This is a genomic window from Streptomyces sp. NPDC059009, from assembly GCF_042740175.1.
GTDB lineage: Bacteria > Actinomycetota > Actinomycetes > Streptomycetales > Streptomycetaceae > Streptomyces.
In genome coordinates, this window is the sequence record NZ_JBHYJB010000016.1 from 32,023 (window position 1) to 49,304 (window position 17,282).

Below are 17,282 nucleotides of genomic sequence, written 5' to 3' on the forward strand. Positions count from 1 at the left end.
ATATGGCGTCGATCGGCCCATCGGCGGGTGGTCGGTGAACTGGCCCCTTCCGCACCGGCCTTGAGGAGTCCCGTTGCTGTCCCAGCAGTCCGCCGCCACCGTGCGCGCCACCCTCCCTGTCGTCGGCGCCGCCATCGGCGAGATCACCGAGCGTTTCTACGGTGGAATGTTCGCCGCCCGGCCCGAGCTCCTGCGTGATCTGTTCAACCGGGGGAACCAGGCCGCGGGCACCCAGAGCCGGGCCCTCGCGGGCTCCATCGCCGCCTTCGCCACGTATCTCGTCGACCACCCCGACGAGCGGCCGGACGTGATGCTGGGCCGCATCGCCCACAAGCACGCCTCCCTGGGCATCGCCCCGGAGCAGTACGAGATCGTGCACGAGCACCTCTTCGCGGCGATCGTCGAGGTCCTCGGCGCCGACGTCGTGACGGCCGAGGTCGCGGCCGCCTGGGACGAGGTGTACTGGCTGATGGCACACGCCCTCGTCGCCATCGAGGCCCGCCTGTACGCGGAGCACGGGGTCACCCCGGCGGGGACCTTCCGCCAGTGGCGCGTGGTGGGCCGCGTCGAGGAGACCCCCGACGTGGTCACCTTCCAGCTGCGGCCCGAGGACGAGACCGTCCCCGTTCCCGCCTTCCGGCCCGGGCAGTACGTGTCCGTCCAGGTGGAGCTGGCCGACGGGGCCCGTCAGATACGCCAGTACAGCCTCTCCAGGGCACCCGGCTCCCCGGTCCGCCAGATCAGCGTGAAGCGGGTGCGGGGCGCGGCCGGCGCGGACGGCACGGCCACCCCGGACGGCGAGGTCTCCCGGCACCTGCACGCCTACGTCCGCGAGGGCGATCTGCTGCGGGTCTCCGCGCCCCACGGCGACCTGGTGCTCGGCGACGACCTGGACGACGACACCCCTGTCCTGCTCGCCTCGGCCGGCATCGGTGTGACGCCGATGATGGCGATGCTGGAGCACCTGGCCGCGGCCGGACACCGCGCCCCGGTCACCGTCGTGCACGCCGACCACTCCCCCGCCCGGCACGCCCTGCGCGCCGACCACGAGGCGTACACGGACAAGCTCCGGGACGCCGCCGCGTACTTCTTCTACGAGCACCCCGAGGCGGGCCACCCGGCCGAACTCACCGGCCGCGCCGACCTGTCCCGCATCACGATCCCGGCGGGCACGCGCGCGTACCTGTGCGGGCCGCTGCCGTTCATGCGGGCCGTGCACGGCCAGCTCATCGAGGGCGGGGTGGCGCCGCGCGACATCCACTACGAGGTCTTCGGGCCCGACCTGTGGCTGGCCGCGGCCTGATCCGCCGGACAGGTCCTAGTCGCGGCTGGAGATGCCCAGGAGCAGCGGGCCGGTCGGCGCCGCGACGACGTCCGCGACGGTCAGCGGGTCGAGCGAGGCGTAGAACGCCTCCTGGGCCTGGCGCAGCGCGGAGCGCAGGCGGCAGGCGGACCGGAGGGGGCAGGGCGCGGAGCCCTCGCAGTCGACGACGTCGCCCGCGCCGCCCTCGAAGGACCGCACCACCGCACCGACGGAGGCGCCGCGCCCCTGCTCGGTGAGGGCAAGCCCGCCGCCCCGGCCGCGGCGGGCCACCAGGAGCTCCATGCGCTGGAGTTCGGCGACGACCTTGGCCGCGTGGGTGTACGGAACCTCCATGTCGGCGGCGACCTCACGGGTCGTGGGACAGGCGTCGCCGTCCGCCACGGCGAGACGCATGAGGACGCGCAGGGCGAGGTCGGTGGAGCGCAGGAGCCGCATACGGGCAGCGTAGATAATGCGCATCTGGGGTTCAAATTAGGCATTCTCTCCCGCCATTCCTCCTGGCTCCCCTGCCGGGGCGGGGCCCATGCCCACTACGATCAGCGCACCGCACGACTTCGTACCTCGTACCTCGTACCTCGTACCTCGTACCTCGTACTTCGTATTGCTTGCTCGCTCGTCACCGCTCGTCCCTTTCCGCAGAAGGACACAGCATGGGTTCCGCCAAGAACAGCAGCACGGCCGCGCGCAAGGCGCGAATAGAGGAGATGCGCCGCGCCGAGCGCGCCCGCGACCGCCGGGGCCGCATCCTCACGATCACGCTGAGCGCGGTCGTCGTCGCGGGCCTCGTCGTGGGCGGTGTCGTCCTCTTCAAGAAGGCCGACGACGGCTCCTCGGACGACTCCGCGGGCGGCAAGTGGCCCAAGTCCACGGTGTCGAAGGACGGCGAGCGGGTCTGGGACGCCAAGAAGCTCGGCCGTACGCACGTCGCCGAGAAGGTCGACTACCCCATGACCCCGCCGGTGGGCGGCAACCACAACCAGGTCTGGATGAACTGCAACGGCGACGTCTACAACAAGGAGCTCCCGGAGGTGAACGCCGTGCACTCCCTGGAGCACGGCGCCGTCTGGGTCACCTACAACGAGAAGGCGAAGTCCGCCGACCTGAAGAAGCTCGAGGCGAAGGTGAAGTCGACGCCGTACTCGCTGATGAGCCCCGTGAAGGAGCAGAAGGACCCGATCATGCTGACCGCGTGGGGGCACCAGCGCACGGTGACGGGTGCGGGTGACCAGAACGTCGCGAAGTTCTTCGCCAAGTACGTGCAGGGCAAGCAGACCCCGGAACCGGGCGCTGCTTGCACCAACGGTCTCGCCAAGTGAACGGGCGCACGGGCTGGTTGATCGGGGGCGCCGCCGCGGTGGTCGTGGCGGCGGGCGGCATCACGGCGGCGGTGGCCGCGACGGACTCGGACGGCTCGTCCTCCTCCGTCCCCGCCGACTCCTCGGCGGACGCCGGGTTCGCGCGCGACATGGCGGTCCATCACCAGCAGGCCGTCGAGATGTCGTACATCGTCCGCGACCGCTCCAAGAACGAGGAGGTGCGGCGCCTCGCGTACGACATCGCACAGACGCAGGCCAACCAGCGGGGCATGCTGCTCGGCTGGCTGGACATGTGGGACCTGCCGAAGGTGTCGGAGGACGCGCCCATGACGTGGATGGGCATGGGGGACATGCCGCCCGGCAAGGACGGGGCACTGATGCCGGGCATGGCGACGAACGCGGAGCTGACGAAGCTGGGCAAGCTGAGCGGGAAGGACGCGGAGGTCCGCTACCTCCAGCTGATGACCCGCCACCACCAGGGCGGGGTGCACATGGCCAAGGGGTGCGTGAAGCGCTGCAAGGTGGGCGTGGAACACCGGCTGGCCGAGGGCATGGTCAACTCCCAGCAGTCGGAGATCGAGCTGATGGCGGACATGCTGAAGGCGCGCGGCGCCAAGCCGTAGCCGTGGAGCCGTAGACGTAGCCGTAGAGCCGTGGCCCTGGCGTCCGGTGGCGCCACCAGCCCTCCCGCCGGCCCGTCCGCTAGCGCTTGAGGACCGCCTCCATCACCGCCTTGGCGATCGGCGCCCCGAGCCTGCCGCCCGCGATCTCCGACCGCGAGATGTCCATGTCCTCGGGGTCGACGAACACCGCGACCGCCACCGGTGAACTGCCGTCCGCCTGCTTGGCGTAGGAGACGAACCAGGCGTACGGCCGCTCGTCGCGCACGTCGGCGCCGTGCTGGGCCGTGCCCGGCTTGCCGCCGACCGTGACGCCGGGGATCTTGACCTTGTCGCCGGTGCCGTCGGTGACGGTGTGCTCCATCATCTGCTGCACCTTCTTCGCGGTGCTCTCGGAGACGGCCCGGTCCAGGACCTCGGGCTCGTTCTTCTCGATCACCGCGAGGTCGGGGCCGCGCAGCTCGTCCACCATGTACGGCTTCATCACCTCGCCGTCGTTGGCGAGCCCGGCGGCGACCATCGCCATCTGCAGCGGGGTGGTGGTGACGCTGCCCTGGCCCATGCCGGTCAGGGCGGTCTGGGGTCGGTCGAGCTCGGCCGGATAGCCGCTGGCGGCGGACCGTACGGGCGTGAACTGCTCCTTGTTGAAGCCGAACTTCTCGGCCGTCTCGCGCATCTTGTCCTTGCCGGTCCGCAGCGCCGCGTCGAGGAAGACGTTGTTGCAGGACCACTGCATCGCGGTCTTCATCGAGACCTTGTCGCACTGGGAGTTGGGGACGACGTTCCCGATCTCGGTGTTGCTCTGCGGCAGCCGGTAGGGGGCCCGGGCGCCCGAGGCCGCGTCGATGTCCGAGACGGTGCCGTGCTCCAGGGCGGCGGCCGCGGTAAGGATCTTGAAGGTCGAGCCGGGCGGGTAACTCTCGCGCAGTGCGCGGTTGTTGAGGGGCTTCTGCTTGTCCCGCTCCAGCTTCTTGAACGCCTCGCCCTCCTTGGCGGAGATCCCGGCGAAGACCGAGGGGTCGTACGAGGGGGTGCTGGCCATCGCGAGGATCTTGCCGGTACGGGGGTCGAGGGCGACCACCGCGCCCTTGGCGTCGATGTCCTTCAGGCCCTTGTACGCGGCCTTCTGCGCGGCCGGGTCGATGGTGGTGATGACGTCGCCGGGGCGCGGCTTCTTGCCGGTGAGCAGGTCGACGGGGCCGCCCAGGAGCCTGCTGTCCTTGGCCCCGAGCACGTCCTTGTGAACGCCTTCGAGGAAGGTGGCGCCCTGCGCCTGCGAGAAGTAGCCGGTGACGGGTGCGTACATCGGGCCGTCCTTGTACGTCCGCTTGTACTTGAGGTCCGAGCCGGGCGTCGCCCGGGAGCCGGTGATCGGCTCGCCGCCGACGACGATGTTGCCGCGGGGCTGGGAGAACGCGTCGATGGTGACGCGGCGGTTCTTGGCGTCGTCCGCGAGGTCGTCGGCCTGCACGAACTGCAGCCAGGTGATGCGGACCAGGAGGGCCAACACCAGCGCTCCGCAGGCGACGGATATGTGGCGCACGGTCTTGTTCATGACGTGAGGGGAACAGTCCGGTGCGGTCCATGTCCAAGATGGATATGGGCGAGTAATTCATACAAATGCGATATCGTCGCTGCTTGTGGACCTGATACGGCACCTGGAGTGCTTTGTGGCTGTTGCCGAAGAGTCACATTTCGGTCGTGCCGCCGAGCGCCTGGGCATGGCCCAGCCACCGCTGTCGCAGCGCATCCAGCGCCTGGAGCGCGAGCTCGGCGTGCGGCTCTTCGAGCGGACCAGCCGGCAGGTGACGATCACCAAGGGCGGCTCGCTGCTCCTGTCCGAGGCCCGCGAGCTGCTCGCCCGGTCCGAGGCGCTGCGCGCCACCGCCCGGCGCGTCCGGGACGGTGAGAGCGGGCTGCTGCGGGCCGGGCTGCCGCCGGACGTCGCGGGCGAGGCCGTGGCGGCGATCCTCGCGGAGTTCCGGCGCGAGCACCCCGGGGTCGAGGTGGAGCTGCACGAGCTGTCCACCGCCCAGCAGCTCGCCCAGCTCGCCGCGCACGACCTGGACGTCGGCCTCATCCACCACCCGTGCGACGTCACCGGGCTCGAACTGGGCCCGGTGCTGCGCCGGGAGCTCGGGGTGCTGCTGCCCCGGGACGCGACGGCGGCCGCGCTGTCCGAGGTGCCGCTGGCCTCGCTCAGCGGGTACGAGCTGATCCTCTTCCCGCGCGCGGCGGCGCCCGCGCTCCACGACGACGTGCTGACCACGTGCGCCCGCAACGGCTTCACGCCCGCCGCGGTGCGGCACGGCCAGGGCGCCAGCTTCGTACGGGGCCTGATCCTCTCCTCGCAGGCCGTCGCCCTCAGCCCGCGCGACGCACAGGGCCCCGCCGTCGCGGCCGGGGACGCGGAGGTCGTCTGGCGGCCGCTCGCCGGGGCGCCGCTGGCCTGGCGGCAGTCGGTGGCGTGGCCGCAGGGGCGCAGCGACACAGCGGTCGGCGCGTTCGCGGAGGCGGCCACGCGGGCGCTGCTCGACACGGCGGCGGTCAGCCCGGACGTGCCCGCGCGGGCCGTCCACCTTCGACCGGCCGCGGAGTTCTGGGTATGAGCGATCCAGTACGGCAGCCGGCCGGGCACGCGGCGGGGAGTCCCGTCGCCCGGGTGCAGGCGGCCTTCGCCGGGGCGGGCGTCACCGGGTGGCTGCACGCCCTCGACATCGACTCGGGCGCGGAGACCAGCGTCGGCGCGGACCACCCCGTGGTCACCGCCAGCGTGCACAAGCTCTGTCTGCTCGTGGCCCTCCATCAGGCCGCGGCCGAGGGCCGGTTGGACCTCACCGAGCAGGTGGAGTGCGCACCGGACCGGCGCGCTTCCGGGCCCACCGGGACGGCCGCGATGCTCGACCCCGTACGGATGTCGCTGCGCGACGCGGCGTATCTGATGATGGCCGTCAGCGACAACGCGGCGGCCGAGGTGCTCGTGCAGCGCGTCGGCCTGACGGCGGTCAACGCCTCGATGGTCCGCCTCGGCCTGACCCATACGCACGCCACGCACACCTTCCGCGAGCTGCTCGACACGATTCGGGAGGACGCGGGGCCCGGCGGCGCGGCGATGCTGACGGAGCCTCATGTCATCAGCCATCTGCGGGCGTTGGACCCGGCCCGCACCAATCGGAGCACGCCGCGCGACATGACCCGGCTGCTGGCCGCCGTGTGGCGCGACGAGGCGGGGCCGCCCGAGCACGGGGCGGCGATGCGGCGGATCCTCGGGCTGCAGGTGTGGCCGCACCGGCTGGCCTCCGGGTTCCCCTTCGACGACGTGCACGTGGCCGGGAAGACCGGGAGCCTGCCCACGGTGCGCAACGAGGTGGGGGTGGTGGAGTACCCCGACGGCGGGCGGTACGCGGTGGCGGTGTTCACCCGGGCCGCCAGCGGGGCGGCGACGCTGCCGGCCGCCGACGCGGTGATCGGGACGGCGGCGCGGGTGGCGGTGGACGCGCTGCGGCGCGGCCGGGGCTGAGCCGCCCGGTCCGGCGCCCCGGTCACCCGGCGCCCCCATCACCCGACGTCGGGCCACCCGGCGCCCGGCCGCCCGCCAACCCACCCCCGGTCAACCCCACTTGACGGCCTCTTGATCTCCGCATTCCCCCCACGTGAACCGTTCCCCACCAGAGTGGCTCTGGCATGTGCCCAACATGTCCACCCAACTCTCAGGGGGGTTCCATGAGAAGACACACCCGCATCGCAGCCCTCCCGCTGCTCGCCGGCGCCCTGGCCCTCGCCCTGCCCGCGGCCGCCCACGCCGATCCGCACCGGCCGTCCGGTGCCCGCGACACCTTCCACGGCACCAAGCCCTCGTGGGCCACCGCCGAGACCGACCGGGGCGCCACCCCGGACAGCGGCAAGGTCTCCGCCCGCGTCTACCTCGCGGGGCGCGACGCGCAGGGCCTCGCCGCCTACGCGAAGGCGGTCTCGGACCCGGCCTCACCCTCGTACGGGAAGTACCTCAGCGCCCGTCAGGCCCGGGCCCGCTTCGGCGCGACGGCCGAGCAGATATCCGCCGTGAAGGCGTGGCTCAAGGACTCCGGCCTCACCGTCACCGGCGCCACCCGCCACTACCTCACGGTCACCGGCGACGTCGCCGCCGCCGAGAAGGCGTTCGGCACCCAGCTGCGCCAGTACGCCAAGGGCGGCAGGACCTACCGCGCGCCCGCCGCCACCGCCTCCGCGCCCGCCTCCCTCCAGGGCGCCGTCCTGACCGTCACCGGCCTGGACACCGCCCCGCACAAGGCGAGCCACCAGGACGAACTGCCGCCGCCGGACGCGGTGTTCAGGAACTCGGGCCCCTTCTCCTCCTTCTACGGCTCGAAGACCGCGAAGACGCTGCCGAGCGCGTACGGGGCGAAGATCCCGTACGCCGTGAAGGGGTACACCGGCCAGCAGCTGCGCGCCGCGTACGGGGCGGGCAGGCGGACCGGGAAGCACGTCCGCGTCGCCATCACCGACGCGTACGCCTCGCCGACGATCGCCAGGGACGCCGCGACGTACGCGAAGCGCAACGGCGATCCGGCCTACCGCAACGGGCAGTTGAGCCAGGTCCTGCCCGGCGAGTACACGAAGACCAAGGAGTGCGGGGCCGCCGGGTGGTACGGCGAGGAGACCCTCGACGTCGAGGCCGTGCACGCCGTCGCGCCCGCCGCGGACATCGTGTACGTGGGCGCCGCGTCCTGCTACGACGACGACTTCCTCGACTCGCTCGGCAAGATCGTGGACGGCCACCTCGCGGACATCGTGTCGAACTCATGGGGCGACATCGAGGCGAACCAGACGCCCGAACTGCTCGCCGCCTACGACCAGTTGTTCCAGCTGGGCGCCGTCCAGGGCATCGGCTTCTACTTCTCCTCCGGCGACAACGGCGACGAGGTCGCCAACACCGGCACCAAGCAGGTCGACGTGCCCGCCAATTCGGCGTGGGTGACGGCGGTCGGCGGCACGTCGCTGGCCGTGGGCAAGCACGACACGTACGGCTTCGAGACCGGATGGGGAACGCTGAAGGCCACGCTCGCGCCCGACGGCAAGAGCTGGAAGGACTTCCCCGGCGCGTTCAGCGGCGGCGCGGGCGGTGGCACCAGCAAGACGGTGCCGCAGCCGTTCTACCAGCGCGGTGTGGTGCCGGGCGGCCTCGCGAAGGCGAACGGCGGCAGCAAGCCGATGCGCACCGTCCCGGACATCTCGGCCGTCGCCGACCCCAACACCGGGTTCCTGGTCGGCCAGACCCAGACGATGCCGGACGGCTCCCTCGGCTACGACGAGTACCGCATCGGCGGTACGTCGCTGGCGGCGCCGGTCATCGCGGGCGTGCAGGCCCTCGCGCAGGAGGAGCGGGGCGGGCGGCCGGTCGGGTTCGCGAACCCCGCGATCTACGACCGGTACGGGTCGGGGCGCGTGTACCACGACGTGACCGACCGCCCGAAGGGGCGTGAACTCGCCGTCGCCCGGGTCGACTTCGTCAACGGGTACGACGCGTCGGGCGGGCTCACCACGTCGGTGCGGAGCCTGGGCAAGGACAGCTCGCTCAAGGCGGTGCGGGGGTACGACCCGGTGACGGGGGTGGGCTCGCCGGGGGCGGGCTACATCCGCTCCTACCGTCGCTGACGCCGTCCCTTTCCTACTGCGGCTCTCGGTGCGCCCGCCATGTGATGTGTGGCGGGCGCACTGCTGCGCAGAGGGGCATGCCGTGGGGGTCGGTGAGGCCCAACTCGCCGTGCGCCTCGCCCTGTTCGAGGGCTTCGCCCGGGAGGTCGGCCAGGTACAGCTTGGCCCTGCGGAACATGGTGAAGGTGCCGCCCGGGGGGAGTTCGCCCCAGGTGAGGTAGAGGAAGCGGGCGCCTCGGGGGCCGTGGACGTAGGGGCCGCGGAAGTCGGGGGTGCCGTCGGGGGTGGTGACGGTGGTGATGGTGAGGTCCCAGGTCGCCTGGGGGGCGTTGCCGGGGACGGGGGCTTCTGGGTCGCGGCCGTGCTGGATCGCCACGCGGACGTGACGGTACTCGCCGCAGTCTGTGCCGGGGAGGTTGTGGCCGGTGAGGCGTAGTCGCAGGGTGTCGGGCATGCGTTCATTTTCCCCGATCCCGCCCCTTCCCGAATCCGGCGACTCCGTCGCCCCTGGGGCGCCCTTCCTGGGGCTTCGCCCCTAGACCCCCGTATCGGCCTGGACGGCCTCGTCCTCAATCGCCGGACGGGCTAGACCACTCAGCCCGTCCGGATTGGGGAAAGAACCGCCGGAGGCACCCCCGGCACCCCCGGCACCCCCGGCAGCCCCGGCACCCCCTACGCCAACCGCCCCAGCTCCTCCCTCCTCAGCCTCCCCACCAGCTCCTCCCCCCGCACAAACCTCTCCACCTCCGCCACCGCGAACTCCCCCAGCCTCCGCACCTCACTCCCCTGCGCCCCCGCAACATGCGGGGTCACCAACACGTTGGGAAGCCCCAGCAGGGGATGCCCCGCAGGCAGCGGTTCCGGGTCCGTCACGTCCAGGAACGCGTCCAGACGCCCCGCCCCGCACTCCCGCGCCAACGCATCCGTGTCCACCAGCGAACCCCGCGCCGTATTGATCACGACGCCCCCGTCAGGGATCAGCTTCAGCAGGTCCGCGCTCAACATGCCGCGGGTCTCCGGGAGTTGCGGCGCGTGCACCGTCACGATGCTGCTGGCGCGGCACAGCTCCGACAGGTCGACCAGTTCGACGCCGAGTGCCGCCGCCTCCTCCCGGGTCACATACGGATCCGTGAGCAGCACCCGGTACCCCGCGTCCGAAGCGGTCAGCGCCGCGATGACCCCCCGGCCGATCCGGGACGCGCCGATCACGCCCACCGTCCGCGCGTCCGCCCCCGTCCGCTCCGTGAACGAGGGCCACCCCGCCGCGTACCCGGCCGCCGTGGGCAGCGCCCCCTTCGCCGCGAAGGTGATCGCGGCGAGGGTGTAGGACACGACGGGGGCCGCGTTCGCGTCGGCCGCCGAGGAGACCACCACGCCTCTGTCCCAGACCGCGTCCGTGACCACCGGTTTCACCGAACCGGCCGCGTGCACCACCGCCTTGAGGCGGGTCGCGGGGGCCAGGATCTCGGCGGTCAGGGGCGGGCAGTTCCAGCCCGTGACCAGGATCTCCGTCTCGGCCAGGACCGTGCGGGCCTCGGCGCCCCGGAGGGTGCCGGTGAGCAGGGCGGGGGCCAACTCCACGCTGCGGGCGAGCCGTTCGCGGATGTCGGGCGCGAACACCCGGGCCGCCACGTCGGCGCTCATGGCGAGCGCCGTGATCGGAGTCTCTACCTGGTCTGCCACGCGTGGCCGCCCCTCGTAGTAACCGGTTACCTCTCAGCGGCAGGAGGCTAGGACGAGGACGGGAGCCTGGTCAAGAGACAGGCAGGCGAGGGGGGTTGACCGGGCGCAGTAACCGCTTTAGATTCCCGGCACCTTGTTCGGACGGCCGTACTCAAGTCAGGGGCTGCTGTGTCAACGGTGACGAAGGACCGGACGGAATCCGGGGCGGTGAAGCCGCCCGGCGGGAGCGAGAAACGGGCAAAAGCCAGCAAAGGTGGCTTCGGTGGGGCGTGGAAACGGTTTCAGTCGTCCCGGGTTCTCCTGCTGCTCATGGCTCCCGGGCTCGCGTACTTCCTGGTGTTCCACTACGGCGCGTTCTTCGGCAACGTGGTGGCCTTCAAGGAGTACGTGCCCTTCGACGGGCTCTGGGCCAGCCCCTGGGTCGGGGTCGACAACTTCAGCCGGATGTTCGAGGATCCGGACTTCTGGCACGCGACGGGGAACACCCTGTTCCTCGCCACGCTGCAGCTCGTCTTCTTCTTCCCGGTCCCGCTCGGCCTCGCCCTGCTGCTGCACAGCCTGACCCACGATCTGACCCGGCGGTTCGTGCAGTCGATCGTCTATCTGCCGCACTTCCTGTCGTGGGTCATCGTCGTCGCGCTCTTCCAGCAGGTGCTCTCCGACACCGGACTGCTCAATTCCGTGCTCGGGGACGCCGGGCTGCACTCCATCGACATCATCGGCAACCCGGACGCGTATCCCGCGCTCGTCGTCGCCCAGGTGGTCTGGAAGGACGCGGGCTGGGGCACGATCATCTTCCTCGCCGCGCTGATGCAGGTGGACGAGCAGCAGTACGAGGCCGCCGCGATCGACGGGGCCGGGCCCTGGCGGCGGTTCTGGCACGTCACGCTGCCCGGCATCCGGCCCGTGATCATCCTGCTGCTGATCCTGCGGCTCGGCGACTTCCTCAACACCGGCCTCGAACAGATGCTGCTGCAGCGTCAGTCGGTCGGGCCGGAGACCGGGGAGGTCCTCGACACCTTCGTGTTCTGGCAGGGCATCGTCGGCGGCGACACCGGCTACGCGGCCGCGGCGGGCCTCTTCAAGGGAGTCGTCGGCGCGATCCTCGTCTTCACGGCCAACAAGATCGCCCACCGTCTCGGCGAGCAGGGAGTCTACAAGTGAGCACAGACGCAACGCGGTTGGCGCCCGTGCGGCCCTCCTGGATGGAGAAGCCGAAGCCCGCCACGAAGGTCGCGAAGATCCTCGCCGTCGTCGCCGTCCTCGCCCTCGTCCTGGTGCCGTTCCTCGTCATCGTCTCGACGTCCTTCGCCTCCAACCGCGAGGTCGTCGAGAACGGCGGCTGGGTGATCTGGCCGAGCGACCCGACGCTGCGCGCCTACGAGCAGATATTCGAGGGCGGCGTCGTCACCAAGGCGCTGTGGGTGAGCGTCGGGGTCACCGTCATCGGCACGGCCTTCTCGCTCGCGTGCACCACGCTCCTCGCGTACGCGCTGAGCCGCCCCAAGGTCTTCGGCGGCCGGCCGATCCTCCTGTTCGTCCTGTTCACCTTCCTCTTCCCGCCCGGCATGATCCCCGCCTTCCTGCTGGTCAAGGGCATGGGAATGCTGGAGAGCTACAGCGCGATCATCGCCCCCGTCCTCATCAACGTCTTCAATCTCGTCGTGCTGCGCGGCTTCTTCCAGGGCATCCCGGAGGAGCTGTACGAGGCGGCGCGGATCGACGGCGCGGGCGACTGGGCCGTGCTGTGGCGGATCGTCCTGCCGCTGTCCAAGGCCGCGCTCGCCGTGGTCGGGCTCTTCTACGTGGTCAGCTACTGGAACGCCTGGTTCCATGCCTCGATCTATCTGAACTCCGGCCAGTGGCCGCTCCAGCAGGTCCTGCGGACGTATGTGATGGGCGGCTCGCAGATCGCCGACACCGGGCTCAGCGACGCCGCGAACGTCTCGGCCCCGCAGACCATGCAGATGGCCATCCTCGTCGTGGCCACCGTGCCCGTCCTGCTCGTCTACCCCTTCCTGCAGAAGTACTTCACCAAGGGCGTGCTCACCGGCGCCATCAAGAGCTGAGCCAACTCCCCCTCCCCACCGAGAGGTTGACACTCATGTCTGCTTCGGACTCCTCGTCCTCCTCGATCTCCTCGATGTCGCGCCGGACGCTGCTGCGCTCCATCGCCGTCGGGGGCGCCGCGATCGCCGCGCCCTCGGTGCTCACCGCGTGTTCCACCGGCTCCAGCGGGGGCGGGGACGTCTCCAACGCGGGCAAGAAGGCGGCGCCCTGGCCGACGTACACCGCCGTCAAGGGCCCGGCGCCCGACCTCGCCCCGGACATCAAGGGCGTGCAGGCGGGCTACACCAAGTACCCGGAGAAGCTCGTCCAGGCGATGAGCGAGAAGCCCGGCACCGGCAAGGAGAAGATCAAGGTCCTCTCCATCACATACGGCACCCCGCCGAAGCCGCTGGGCTCCAACAAGTACTGGCAGGCGGTCAACGAGGCCCTCGGCGTCGACATCGAGTTCACCGTCGTGCCCGACGCGGACTACCGGGCCAAGATGTCCACGCTGATGTCGGGCGACGACCTGCCGGACGTCATCAACTTCGGCGGCGGCTACTTCCTGCCCCGCGAGCAGCAGTTCGTGAAGAGCCGCTGCGCCGACCTCTCCGACCATCTGTCGGGGGACCACGTCAAGGACTACCCGAACCTCGCCAACATCCCCACGTACGCCTGGGAGGGCATGGGCCGCATCGCGGGCCGCATCTACGGGCTGCCGATCGAGCGGGCCAAGGTGCAGGGCGCGATGTTCATCAACCGCGAGGCGTTCGACGAGGCCGGCTACAAGCCGGGCATGGCGGCCGAGGACTTCGCGGCGATGGCGAAGGACGCCTCGAAGGGCAAGAAGTTCGCGCTCGGCGCGTCGACGGTCGGGATCTTCGGCTACCTGTACCACGCGATGTGGCACGGGGCGCCCAACGAGTGGCAGATCAAGAACGGCAAGGTCACTCCCATGTACGGGACGGACGAGTTCAAGGCCGCCCTGGAGTTCATGTCGAACATGCGCAAGGACGGGTCGTACACCCCGGACGCCACCTCCATCTCGCAGGTGGACCTCAAGACGCAGTTCTACAACGGCACCGTGCGGTCCATGACGGACGGCTGGGGCGCCGTGCTCTCCAACGCCCAGGGAATCAAGGACGAGTTCACGCTCGACTGCGCCGTGCCGTACACGGTCGGCGGGGCGACCACCGTCTACCAGCAGAACCGCGGCTGCTTCGGCTACACCGTCCTCAAGAAGGCGTCCAAGGAGCGCATCAAGCTGATCCTGCGCGTCCTGGACTGGCTGGCCTCGCCGTTCGGCTCCAAGGAGTACCAGCTGATGCACTACGGCCTGGAGGGCCGCCACTTCACGTTCGACAAGAACGGCGACCCGGTGCCGACCTCCACCGGCCTCGTCGAGTCCAAGACGAACCTGCCCTTCGCGTACCTCATGGACGCCCCGCAGGTCCTGTACAACCCCGGCTACCCGGACCTCACCAAGCGGCTGCACGCCTGGCAGCGGAAGGTCGCCCCGCAGCTGGTGCCGAACGACCACTGGGGGCTGCAGTCGTCGACGTACAACCGGCAGCAGGCCACCATGCAGCAGATCATCGAGGACGGTGTGACGGCGGTCGTCGCGGGCCGCAAGAAGGTCTCCGACTGGGACGCCGTCCACGACAAGTGGCTGGCGCAGGGCGGCAGCAAGACGATCCAGGAGTTCGAGAAGGAGTGGGAGGCCGCGCACTGACCCCTGCGAACCGCCCCGCGGGGCGGTTCGCGATGATGGAGGCCGACGCGGGATGCCGGGGCGACGCGGGATGCCGTGGCGAGGTGACGGGGCGTGGTGGTCCACAACCACGCCCCGGACAGGGTGAGTTGAGGAGAGACAACTGTGGGTGAGCGGGTCACCATCCGCGATGTGGCCGCGCGCGCGGGCGTCTCGGTAGCCACCGTCTCGCGGGTGCTCGCGGGCAACTATCCGACGTCGACGGCGTCGCGCGCCAAGGTCCTGCGGGCCGCCAAGGACCTGGACTACGTCGCCAACGCGCACGCGCGGGCGCTCGCGGGCGCGGGGCGCAAGATGATCGCGGTCCTCATGTACGACGTGGTGGGGTCCTTCTACGGGGAGGTCGCCCAGGGCGTGGAGATGGAGGCCGCCCGGCACGGCAGGCTCACCCTCGTCGCGTCGACGGGCAGCGACCCGGAGCGGGAGCTGGCCCTCGTGCAGATGATGCGCGAACAGGCCGCCGAGGCCGTGGTCCTGGTCGGCGGCGTCACCCAGGACGAGGAGTACCGCTCACGGATGGCGCGGTACGCGGAGGCGCTCGCGGCGGCGGGCTCCCGGCTCGTGCTGTGCGGCCGCCCGGCCCCGGCCCCGGACGTGCCCGCGCTCGTCGTCGAGTACGACAACGAGTCGGGCGCGCACGCGATCACCAGCCATCTACTGAGCGCGGGCCACCGCAGGATCGCCCTCATCGGCTACTCCCCCGGCAACACCACCGGCGACGACCGCGTCACCGGGTATCTGCGCGCGCTCGACGACCACGGGGTGCCGCGACAGGAGGCGATCCTGCACGGCGTGGGCTTCGGCCGGCACAACGGCTACCAGGCGATGCGGGAACTCCTCGAAAAGGCGGACGGGAAGCCGGAGTTCACGGCGGTGTTCGGCGGCGACGACCGGGCCGCGGCGGCGGCCTGCACGGCGCTGCGGGAGTTCGGGCTCCGGGTCCCCGAGGACGTCTCGGTGGTGGGCTACAACGACGACCCCGTCGCGGGCGACGTCGTGCCCGGCCTGACGACCGTGCACATCCCCGGGGAGGAGCTGGGCCGGATGGCCGTGCGGAGGGCCCTGGCGGGCGGGCCTCGGGGGGCGCAGGAGCGGCATGTCCTGGGGACGCACATTGTCGTACGGGAGAGTGTGGCGCCCTTCTCCGGCGCTCCGCGCCGGTAGCCCTTGCCGCTCCGCGGCTCCGCCATGCGGCGCTCCGCGCCCCGCCCCCGTGTCTCCGGCGCTCCGCGCCGGGCTTTCGCCGCTCCGCGGCCTGGCTCTGCGGCGCTCCGCGCCGTGAACCCGCCGCTCCGCGGCGGTCTCCCACCCAGCCCACCCGTTTCCCTGCGACCAGCCGAGACCTACTGCGGTCACCCCCGTCCGCTCTATCACCCCGTCCGCCCTATCACCTCGTCCGCTCTATCACCTCGGCCACCTGCCCCGGCGCGTCCCGCGCCACCAAGTGCCCTGACCCATAAGCCACTTCGTAGCTCGCCCCGAGCCTCTCCGCCAGCCCCCGCTGCTGCTCCAGCCACCCCCGCGAACCCCCCGCGTACGCCGCGAGCACCGAGACCGGCACCCCGGCGGGGAGGGGCAACTGGTCCCGGAGAGCGGTCAGTTGCTGCGCCACCTCCCCGTACGTCGCGTACTCCATGAGCCCGCCCCCCGCACCCCGGACCACCTGCCCGGCCGCACGGGCCACCCCGAGGCGGGCCGCTCGCGCGGGCAGCGGCCGCACCTGGCGGCCACCCCGGTGGAACGGCACGCTGGAGTCGACCAGGACCAGGCCCGCCGTCCGGCCGGGGTGGCGGCGGGCGAACGCCTCTACGTGGAACCCGGCCAGCGAGTGGCCGACGGCCGTGACCCGGCGGGCGCCCAGGCCGAGCGCGTCCAGGACGTGGGCGATCCGGTCGGCCTCCGCCCCGAGGGCGGGTGCCGTGCGGGCGGGGGCGCTGCGGCCGACGCCGGGGCGGTCGAAGGTGACCGTCGTCCAGCCCGCGCCGGTGAGCAGCGGCACCACCGAGTCCCAGTGGGAGCAGGGCAGTCCGAGTCCGGCGCTGAGGACGCAGACGGGCCCCGCACCGTCGCCGGTCACCTGTGCGTGGTGGGGCACTCCCCCGATCCGTACGAATGTCATGGCGTGCGCCGTCGCCGTCCGGTCACCGTTCCCGCCAGCAGGCCCAGCCAGACCGCGATCAGCAGCACTTGGAGGCGCTGGCCGAGACCGAGGGCCCAGGAGCCACGGCCCGCGTCGAGGGCCGCGATGCCCGCCAAGGTCCATACGGTGGCGGCCAGTTCGAGGGCGACGAAGGCGGGGCCGCGGCGGGCCAGCGGGGGCAGGGCGCCGTAGCGGCGGGCGGCGAGGGTGAGCAGGACCATGGCGACGAGGGCGGCCGTGACCGCGACGCTGCTGCTGACCGAGTGCGCGGTGTGCGTCGCGGGCACGAGCCCCTCGCGTTCCCGTGCCGCGCACGCGGAGTCGGAGGTCGGGGCGCAGCTCAGCGGGAGCCGGGAGTCGGCTGCGGTGGCCGCCCCGAAGAGGGCGAGGGCCGCCCAGCCCGCGACGGCGAGCGGGCGCCGGGGCAGGGGACGGGAGAGCAGCCCGCAGCAGGCGCCCGCGAGGACGAGGAGCCCGGCGACGAGGTCCGTGGTGCGGAACAGGACGCCGTAGGGCTGGTCCTGGGCGGCGAGTTCGCTGACGTAGGCGAGGACGGGGTCGAGCCCGGTGGTGAGCAGGGCCTCCAGGACCCAGGCGCTGTAGGCGACGGCGCCGAGCGCGAGGAGCGCGGCGCAGGCGGCGACGAGGGGGGACTTGGGGGGCGCCTTGAGGGGGGACCTGGCGGGTGGCTTACGGAAGCGAGGGCTGGACATATCTGTACAAA

General features: G+C 71.6%; 16 protein-coding genes. 10 read left to right on the forward strand and 6 right to left on the reverse strand.

Translation table 11 applies throughout. The annotated features are described in order from the left end of the window. Window positions 1-73 precede the first annotated feature (73 nt). Window positions 74-1,303, forward strand: coding sequence for a globin domain-containing protein (locus ACFWYM_RS17790; RefSeq protein ID WP_384837240.1), 1,230 nt, complete (start codon window positions 74-76; stop codon window positions 1,301-1,303). A gap of 15 nt (window positions 1,304-1,318) precedes the next feature. Here ACFWYM_RS17790 and ACFWYM_RS17795 read toward each other — a convergent pair whose 3' ends face one another. Beyond that, window positions 1,319-1,759: an RrF2 family transcriptional regulator gene (locus tag ACFWYM_RS17795; RefSeq protein ID WP_384837243.1), complete on the reverse strand. Its 441-nt coding sequence runs from the start codon at window positions 1,757-1,759 to the stop codon at window positions 1,319-1,321. Between the two features lie 215 nt (window positions 1,760-1,974). On the opposite strand from ACFWYM_RS17795, the gene ACFWYM_RS17800 reads away from it, so the two are divergent. Next, a complete protein-coding gene (locus ACFWYM_RS17800; protein ID WP_384837246.1) occupies window positions 1,975-2,640 on the forward strand; it encodes a DUF3105 domain-containing protein in 666 nt (221 codons plus the stop codon). Further along, the gene (locus ACFWYM_RS17805; RefSeq protein ID WP_384837249.1) at window positions 2,637-3,263 is read left to right on the forward strand and encodes a DUF305 domain-containing protein; all 627 of its coding nucleotides are present in this window, start codon (window positions 2,637-2,639) and stop codon (window positions 3,261-3,263) included. Before ACFWYM_RS17800 ends, ACFWYM_RS17805 begins: the two co-directional genes overlap by 4 nt. Before the next feature lie 79 nt (window positions 3,264-3,342). On the opposite strand, the gene ACFWYM_RS17810 is transcribed toward ACFWYM_RS17805, so the two are convergent. Continuing rightward, window positions 3,343-4,815 carry a peptidoglycan D,D-transpeptidase FtsI family protein gene (locus ACFWYM_RS17810; RefSeq protein ID WP_384837252.1) on the reverse strand — a complete coding sequence of 491 codons (1,473 nt, stop codon included), beginning with the start codon at window positions 4,813-4,815 and terminating at the stop codon, window positions 3,343-3,345. Window positions 4,816-4,900: 85 nt separating this feature from the next. On the opposite strand from ACFWYM_RS17810, the gene ACFWYM_RS17815 reads away from it, so the two are divergent. The 3 genes from ACFWYM_RS17815 (at window position 4,901) to ACFWYM_RS17825 (ending at window position 8,915) form a co-directional block, all read left to right on the forward strand. Then, the gene (locus tag ACFWYM_RS17815) at window positions 4,901-5,869 is read left to right on the forward strand and encodes a LysR family transcriptional regulator (protein ID WP_384837255.1); all 969 of its coding nucleotides are present in this window, start codon (window positions 4,901-4,903) and stop codon (window positions 5,867-5,869) included. Then, window positions 5,866-6,780, forward strand: coding sequence for a serine hydrolase (locus ACFWYM_RS17820; RefSeq protein ID WP_384837257.1), 915 nt, complete (start codon window positions 5,866-5,868; stop codon window positions 6,778-6,780). Before ACFWYM_RS17815 ends, ACFWYM_RS17820 begins: the two co-directional genes overlap by 4 nt. A 203-nt stretch (window positions 6,781-6,983) precedes the next feature. After that, window positions 6,984-8,915 carry a protease pro-enzyme activation domain-containing protein gene (locus ACFWYM_RS17825; protein ID WP_384837260.1) on the forward strand — a complete coding sequence of 644 codons (1,932 nt, stop codon included), beginning with the start codon at window positions 6,984-6,986 and terminating at the stop codon, window positions 8,913-8,915. Window positions 8,916-8,928: 13 nt separating this feature from the next. Here the strand turns inward: ACFWYM_RS17825 and ACFWYM_RS17830 are convergent, their stop codons facing one another. Then, the gene (locus tag ACFWYM_RS17830; RefSeq protein ID WP_384837263.1) at window positions 8,929-9,369 is read right to left on the reverse strand and encodes a DUF5990 family protein; all 441 of its coding nucleotides are present in this window, start codon (window positions 9,367-9,369) and stop codon (window positions 8,929-8,931) included. A 218-nt stretch (window positions 9,370-9,587) separates the two neighbouring features. Beyond that, window positions 9,588-10,559 (reverse strand): hydroxyacid dehydrogenase, encoded by a 972-nt coding sequence (locus ACFWYM_RS17835; protein ID WP_384837586.1) that lies wholly within the window; start codon window positions 10,557-10,559, stop codon window positions 9,588-9,590. A gap of 348 nt (window positions 10,560-10,907) precedes the next feature. Here ACFWYM_RS17835 and ACFWYM_RS17840 point away from each other — a divergent pair, with 348 nt between their 5' ends. The 4 genes from ACFWYM_RS17840 to ACFWYM_RS17855 all read left to right on the forward strand — a co-directional run bounded on the left by ACFWYM_RS17840 (window position 10,908) and on the right by ACFWYM_RS17855 (window position 15,582). After that, window positions 10,908-11,762 carry an ABC transporter permease gene (locus ACFWYM_RS17840; RefSeq protein ID WP_384837266.1) on the forward strand — a complete coding sequence of 285 codons (855 nt, stop codon included), beginning with the start codon at window positions 10,908-10,910 and terminating at the stop codon, window positions 11,760-11,762. A 41-nt stretch (window positions 11,763-11,803) separates the two neighbouring features. Next, complete coding sequence (locus ACFWYM_RS17845; RefSeq protein WP_384837589.1) at window positions 11,804-12,667, forward strand: carbohydrate ABC transporter permease; 864 nt, start codon at window positions 11,804-11,806, stop codon at window positions 12,665-12,667. A 35-nt stretch (window positions 12,668-12,702) separates the two neighbouring features. Continuing rightward, window positions 12,703-14,379, forward strand: a complete 1,677-nt coding sequence (locus ACFWYM_RS17850; RefSeq protein WP_384837269.1) for an extracellular solute-binding protein — start codon at window positions 12,703-12,705, stop codon at window positions 14,377-14,379. A 144-nt stretch (window positions 14,380-14,523) separates the two neighbouring features. After that, window positions 14,524-15,582 carry a LacI family DNA-binding transcriptional regulator gene (locus tag ACFWYM_RS17855; protein ID WP_384837272.1) on the forward strand — a complete coding sequence of 353 codons (1,059 nt, stop codon included), beginning with the start codon at window positions 14,524-14,526 and terminating at the stop codon, window positions 15,580-15,582. 223 nt (window positions 15,583-15,805) lie between these two features. On the opposite strand, the gene ACFWYM_RS17860 is transcribed toward ACFWYM_RS17855, so the two are convergent. Next, window positions 15,806-16,537 (reverse strand): alpha/beta fold hydrolase, encoded by a 732-nt coding sequence (locus ACFWYM_RS17860; RefSeq protein ID WP_384837275.1) that lies wholly within the window; start codon window positions 16,535-16,537, stop codon window positions 15,806-15,808. Next, entirely contained in the window at window positions 16,534-17,271 is a 738-nt protein-coding gene (locus tag ACFWYM_RS17865; protein ID WP_384837278.1) for a DUF998 domain-containing protein, read from the reverse strand. Before ACFWYM_RS17865 ends, ACFWYM_RS17860 begins: the two co-directional genes overlap by 4 nt. Window positions 17,272-17,282 lie beyond the last annotated feature (11 nt).

Bases quoted from the DNA above. Each gene is read 5' to 3' on its own strand.
- ACFWYM_RS17795 (WP_384837243.1), bottom strand. From the start codon at position 1,759: ATGCGGCTCCTGCGCTCCACCGACCTCGCCCTGCGCGTCCTCATGCGT.
- ACFWYM_RS17800 (WP_384837246.1), top strand. From the start codon at position 1,975: ATGGGTTCCGCCAAGAACAGCAGCACGGCCGCGCGCAAGGCGCGAATA.
- ACFWYM_RS17810 (WP_384837252.1), bottom strand. From the start codon at position 4,815: ATGAACAAGACCGTGCGCCACATATCCGTCGCCTGCGGAGCGCTGGTG.
- ACFWYM_RS17820 (WP_384837257.1), top strand. From the start codon at position 5,866: ATGAGCGATCCAGTACGGCAGCCGGCCGGGCACGCGGCGGGGAGTCCC.
- ACFWYM_RS17825 (WP_384837260.1), top strand. From the start codon at position 6,984: ATGAGAAGACACACCCGCATCGCAGCCCTCCCGCTGCTCGCCGGCGCC.
- ACFWYM_RS17830 (WP_384837263.1), bottom strand. From the start codon at position 9,369: ATGCCCGACACCCTGCGACTACGCCTCACCGGCCACAACCTCCCCGGC.
- ACFWYM_RS17835 (WP_384837586.1), bottom strand. From the start codon at position 10,559: ATGAGCGCCGACGTGGCGGCCCGGGTGTTCGCGCCCGACATCCGCGAA.
- ACFWYM_RS17840 (WP_384837266.1), top strand. From the start codon at position 10,908: ATGGCTCCCGGGCTCGCGTACTTCCTGGTGTTCCACTACGGCGCGTTC.
- ACFWYM_RS17845 (WP_384837589.1), top strand. From the start codon at position 11,804: ATGGAGAAGCCGAAGCCCGCCACGAAGGTCGCGAAGATCCTCGCCGTC.
- ACFWYM_RS17850 (WP_384837269.1), top strand. From the start codon at position 12,703: ATGTCTGCTTCGGACTCCTCGTCCTCCTCGATCTCCTCGATGTCGCGC.
- ACFWYM_RS17860 (WP_384837275.1), bottom strand. From the start codon at position 16,537: ATGACATTCGTACGGATCGGGGGAGTGCCCCACCACGCACAGGTGACC.
- ACFWYM_RS17865 (WP_384837278.1), bottom strand. From the start codon at position 17,271: ATGTCCAGCCCTCGCTTCCGTAAGCCACCCGCCAGGTCCCCCCTCAAG.